General features: G+C 67.6%; 6 protein-coding genes and 1 pseudogene. 4 read left to right on the forward strand and 3 right to left on the reverse strand.

What is annotated here, in order from left to right; genetic code table 11:
• A pseudogene (locus CEX88_RS26475) lies at positions 1 to 115 on the forward strand (IS110 family transposase); the annotation flags it as partial.
• Positions 116 to 129: 14 nt separating this feature from the next.
• A complete protein-coding gene (locus CEX88_RS25690) occupies positions 130 to 1,611 on the forward strand; it encodes a class I adenylate-forming enzyme family protein (protein ID WP_094295628.1) in 1,482 nt (493 codons plus the stop codon).
• Here the strand turns inward: CEX88_RS25690 and CEX88_RS25695 are convergent.
• Both CEX88_RS25695 and CEX88_RS25965 read right to left on the reverse strand, forming a co-directional pair.
• Positions 1,608 to 2,033, reverse strand: a complete 426-nt coding sequence (locus CEX88_RS25695; RefSeq protein WP_066850544.1) for a pyridoxamine 5'-phosphate oxidase family protein — start codon at positions 2,031 to 2,033, stop codon at positions 1,608 to 1,610. The genes CEX88_RS25690 and CEX88_RS25695 overlap by 4 nt on opposite strands.
• A 46-nt stretch (positions 2,034 to 2,079) precedes the next feature.
• The gene (locus tag CEX88_RS25965; protein ID WP_126315811.1) at positions 2,080 to 2,289 is read right to left on the reverse strand and encodes a hypothetical protein; all 210 of its coding nucleotides are present in this window, start codon (positions 2,287 to 2,289) and stop codon (positions 2,080 to 2,082) included.
• Between the two features lie 314 nt (positions 2,290 to 2,603).
• Between CEX88_RS25965 and CEX88_RS25700 the strand changes: the two genes are divergently transcribed.
• On the forward strand, positions 2,604 to 3,596 hold the full coding sequence (locus CEX88_RS25700; RefSeq protein ID WP_094295629.1) for an LLM class F420-dependent oxidoreductase: 993 nt from the start codon (positions 2,604 to 2,606) through the stop codon (positions 3,594 to 3,596).
• Between the two features lie 90 nt (positions 3,597 to 3,686).
• Positions 3,687 to 4,364: an SDR family oxidoreductase gene (locus CEX88_RS25705; protein ID WP_094295630.1), complete on the forward strand. Its 678-nt coding sequence runs from the start codon at positions 3,687 to 3,689 to the stop codon at positions 4,362 to 4,364.
• Here the strand turns inward: CEX88_RS25705 and CEX88_RS25710 are convergent, their stop codons facing one another.
• Entirely contained in the window at positions 4,365 to 4,892 is a 528-nt protein-coding gene (locus CEX88_RS25710; protein WP_238382212.1) for a hypothetical protein, read from the reverse strand. It abuts the gene before it with no gap.
• Positions 4,893 to 4,894 lie beyond the last annotated feature (2 nt).

Consider the following 4,894-nt stretch of genomic DNA (forward strand, 5'->3'; position numbering starts at 1 on the left):
CTCCACACCCGAAGCCCTGCGCTGCCTCAAACGCCGCCTGGCCCGCGTCGTCTACGGCCACCTGCACACCGACCACAACAATCGTCAAAAGCCTTGCCAAGCGGCAGCGGCTTGACATAGGAGAAACCCGTGCCGGAAAGCTTCACCGACGAGTTCGCGGCCGGGCTGGCCCGTTACGGCAGTAATCCCTGTATCGAGTTCGAGGGGCGCTGGTACAGCGGCGACGAGGTGACGGCGTACGGTCGTGCCATCGCGCAGGCGCTGCGGGATGCGAGCGTTCCCGACGAGGCCCCGGTCGGTTTGGTGGTCAGGAACCGGTTGCCGCACGCCGCGGCGATCATCGGCTTCCTCGCCGCGGGCCGCACGGTGTCGATGATCTACTCGTTCCAGTCGCCCGAGGCCATCGGCTGCGACATCGAGACGCTCCGACTCTCGGCCGTCGTCGCCGACGGTGAGGACTGGACCGCGCCGGTCATCGACGCGGCTCAGCGGGCAGGCAGCGCGGGCGTGGAGATATCGGCGCGCCAACCGATCGTCGCTGCGGTGCCCGGGCTGGATCGCCGAGACCCGCGACGCGCCCATGCTGAGCCTGAACCCGGTGTCGCACTGCAGATTCTGACGAGCGGCACGACGGGACCGCCGAAGCGCCAGTCGATCAAGACCCCGGTGCTCGAGCGTACGGTGTTCAGCGTCACCAGCGGCGAGACCGCACCGGCCGACGCCCCGCCCGAACTCGCCTATTGGCAGTTCGGCGGAATCGGTGTATGTCAATTGATCGCCGGTGTGTACAACGGCAGGCGGATCGTGATGCTCGAGCGATTCAGCGTCGAAGACTACGTGAATCTCGTGAAACGGCACCGCATCACCCGTTCGGGTGTGCAGCCCGCCGTCATCCGGATGTTGCTGGACGCCGACGTGGCGAAGGAAGATCTCGCGTCGCTGGACTTCCTGATCAGCGCGTCCGGCCCGCTGGACCCCGAGACCCGCGACGAGTTCGAGGCGAAATACGGTATCCCGATCGTGCTGGCCTACGGCGCAACGGAATTCGCGGGATCGCTGTGCGCATGGTCTCCGGAGATGCAACGCGACTTCGGTTCGGCCAAGCGCAACAGCGTCGGCAGGGCCCTGCCCGACGTCGAGTTGCGCATCGTCGACCCGGACACCGGAGGCGAGCTTGCGGCCGGCGAGCAAGGCCTCCTGGAGGCCAAGGTCGCGCCGATCGGACCGGACTGGATCCGCACCACCGACATCGCCTCGATGGACGACGACGGGTTCGTCACCCTGCATGGAAGGGCCGACGGGGCGATCAACCGCGGTGGGTTCAAGGTCCTGCCGGAAACCGTTCGGCGCGTGCTGATCTCACATCCCGCCGTCCGCGACGCGTGCGTGGTCGGCGTGCGTGACGCGCGCCTGGGCGAGGTGCCCGTCGCAGCCGTCGAGGTGTCTCCGGGACTGCCGGTGCCCTCCGACGACGAACTTGCCGACCTGGTGCGGCGCTCGCTGCCCGTGTACAACGTGCCGGTGGCGTTCACGGTCGTCGACGAACTGCCGCGCAACCCGGCGCTGAAGGTGAGCCTGCCCGCCGTCGCCGCGCTGTTCGAGCCGCGCTAGAACGCCCCGAGGTCAGCCGACAACCAGTGCTGCGGCTTCATGAAGACCACCACGCTGGCGCCGTGCTCGCGGCGCGCGTATTCGAGGTACGCATCGACCTTTTCGGGCGGCAGATAGCGTTTGGTGACCTCGACGAGTCGCTCGTCGGTGCCGGGCTCGATGCGGCTGACCGGGCCGTCGACCGCCACGTACCGAACCGTCGGCTCGAGGCGCTGGACCATCAGCGTGAACTCGCCCTGGCTCTCGATCAGTCGATGCTTGCGAGAGCCGTCGCCGGTGAGCACCCACGGCTCACCGCCGGGCGAGTACTGATACCAGACAGGAACGGTCAGCGGGCCACGCTTGTCACCCGCGCCGACCGACAAGGCGGCGACGTGCGGTTCGGCCAGGAATTGCTCGCGTTCGTCTTTCGACAAAGCCATGACGTCAGGCTAACGCCGGCCGCCGACAGAATTCGGGGATCGAGCCTCAGGCGCCGATCCGGGAGAAGAACGCCATCGTGACGATGCCGATGGCGATCGCGACGGGAGTCTGGCCCATCGCCGCCGTGCTGACGATTCCCGCTATCGCGGCGATCGCGATGACCGCCAGCAGCAGGACAGTGAACCACCGAACGTGCACCGCGCCGCCGGGACGCACGGGATGCGCCCTGAACCCGTCTATCGGGTCACGACCCACGACCGCCTCCTCTTTCCTGTGCCTCAGATCACACGAACTGCTTGGTGTGAGCCACACCATACAACAGAAAACGCCGGTCAGCGAAGCGTGTCGAGCTTCTCGAGTGCCTCTGCGGTCGGCGGCGCACCTGGACTTCTCCGGCGCGAGAGGCTAACGCCCAGTACGGGACTCATGGTGAGTGGAGCTAACTGATACCTTCCGCGCCGCGGCGGCAATGCGGTAACGGCGTCGCGTCCTGAGGTCCGCACGCCGTGAATGGACGCGCTCTGCGACCTGCTGACCCCGGAGGCCCGGTAGGCCTAGAGTCGGGTGCCATGCGCTTCGGACTGTTCATCCCGCAGGGCTGGCGACTCGACCTGATCGACATTCCTCCCGCAGAGCAGTGGGCGGTGATGCGCGACCTCGCCGCGTATGCCGACGACAGCGACGCGTGGGACTCGCTGTGGGTCTACGACCACTTCCACACCGTGCCGGTGCCCACCACGGAGGCCACCCACGAGGCGTGGACCTTGATGGCCGCCTACGCCGCGACGACGTCGCGCATCAAGCTCGGCCAGATGTGCACGGCGATGAGCTACCGCAACCCGGTCTATCTGGCCAAGGTCGCCGCCACCGCCGACATCATCTCCGGGGGTCGCATCCAAATGGGCATCGGTGGCGGCTGGTACGAACACGAATGGCGTGCCTACGGTTACGGATTCCCGTCGGCTGGGGTGCGGCTGGGGCGCCTCGACGAGGGTGTGCAGATCATGCGTGACGCATGGCGCGACGGGAAGGTGAGTTTCGACGGCAAGCACTACCAGGTCGCCGGGGCGATTGTGCAGCCGAAACCCCTGCAGGAGAACGGGATTCCTCTATGGATCGCCGGCGGTGGGGAGAAGGTGACGCTGCGTATCGCGGCGAAATACGCCCAGTACACCAACTTCACTTCTGAGCCAGGGGGTTTCACTCACAAGTCACAGGTGCTGGCTGACCACTGCGGTGAGGTCGGCACCGACTACAACGCGATCGTGCGTTCGGCCAACTTCAACGCGGTGATCGGCGATTCGGAGTCCGACGTCAAGGAACGCGTGGCGAGGCTGCGCGCACGACAGGTCGCCAAGGCCGACGAGGCGGCGGTCGACGCGATGCTGAACTCCGTGTCCGCTCCCGAAGCAGCAAGTGGCACACCCGAACAAGTCATCGAGAAGTTGGACAAGATGCGGCAGCTGGGCTGCGAGTACGCCATCCTCTACTTCCCGGAAGCCGCGTACGACCGCTCGGGTATCGAGATGTTCGAACATCAGGTGATTCCCGCCCTCAGCTAGGCGCGACGATGTTTTCACAGCCGTAACCCGTCGGGACTTATTTCGGGTGCACTCGGTGTTGTGGTGGTCATCAGCGAGAGGAGCGCCGCCATGACAGAGAACATCACAGCCCTGGTGTCGGGGGCCAACCGCGGATTGGGACGCAGGCTCGCCGCCGAACTCGTCGCGCGCGGCGCGAAGGTGTACGCCGGGGCCAGAAAACCCGAGACCGTGGACCTGCCCGGCGTGTTCCCGGTACAGCTCGACATCACCGATCCGGAGTCGGTGCGCCGCGCCGCCGAGATCGCCGACGACGTCACGGTGTTGGTGAACAACGCTGGGGTGTCGACCCAGGCCGGCCTGCTGAGCGGGCCGATCGAGGACATCCGGCTGGAGATGGACACGCACTACCTCGGCACGCTGAACGTCACCCGCGCGTTCGTGCCTGTCATCGAGAACAACGGCGGCGGTTCGATCCTGAACGTCCTGTCGGTCCTCTCCTGGTATCACCCGCCGACGTCGGGCGCCTACTCGGCGGCCAAGGCCGCGGCGTGGGCGATGACCGATGCGCTGCGAACGGAGTTGGCGCCGCGCGGAATTCACGTCTCGGCGCTGCACGTGGGCTATATGGACACCGACATGGTCAGCTACATCCCTGCGGAGCAGAAGATGGATCCCTCCGTCGTCGCCAGTCAGGCGATCACGGGCCTGCTCAACGGTGATCCGGAGATTCTCGCCGACGAGCTGTCCCGCACGGTGAAGGCTGCGCTCTCCACGACGAACACCTGATCACGGCGTCGGTGGAATCGGCCCCTCGGGTGGAATCGCCGGGCCCGGCGGGGGAGTGTCGTAATACCCGGGTGGCGGTGGGCCGTCCAACGGGTAGTACCCGGGCGGCAGCGGTGGACCGCCTTCGGCGGGCGGTGCCACCGGCGGGCCGTTGGACTCGGGGGCGTTCAACGAGGTGTATCCCGGCGGTAGCTGCGGCGCGGGACCCGCGCCGGGCGGTGGCGGCGCCCCGACCGGTGCCTGGCCGGGCGGCAGTGCGGCGAACCCGTACGGGTCCTGGGCCTGACGCCACGCATCGCGAAGGAAGCCGAGCGGACCTGGGCTCGAACCCTGCCCGTACTGAGGGTTCGCAATCTCGGGCACCGGTGGTGCGCCGACGGGCGGAGGTGCGGGCGGCGGGTCGCCCGGGGCCACAGGAGCGGCGTAGGGCTGGCCCGGCGCAGGCGGCGTGCCGGGAGTTCCGGGGGCGGGGAGGGGCGGGACCTCGGGGTCTGCCGTCGCGAACCCGGCCGACGTCAGCGCACCCAGAC

The organism is Mycobacterium neumannii, assembly GCF_002245615.1.
Taxonomy (GTDB): domain Bacteria; phylum Actinomycetota; class Actinomycetes; order Mycobacteriales; family Mycobacteriaceae; genus Mycobacterium; species Mycobacterium neumannii_A.

Coding starts and splice junctions, on each gene's coding strand:
- CEX88_RS25700 (WP_094295629.1), top strand. CDS start 2,604: ATGCGCTTCGGACTGTTCATCCCGCAGGGCTGGCGACTCGACCTGATC.
- CEX88_RS25695 (WP_066850544.1), bottom strand. CDS start 2,033: ATGGCTTTGTCGAAAGACGAACGCGAGCAATTCCTGGCCGAACCGCAC.
- CEX88_RS25705 (WP_094295630.1), top strand. CDS start 3,687: ATGACAGAGAACATCACAGCCCTGGTGTCGGGGGCCAACCGCGGATTG.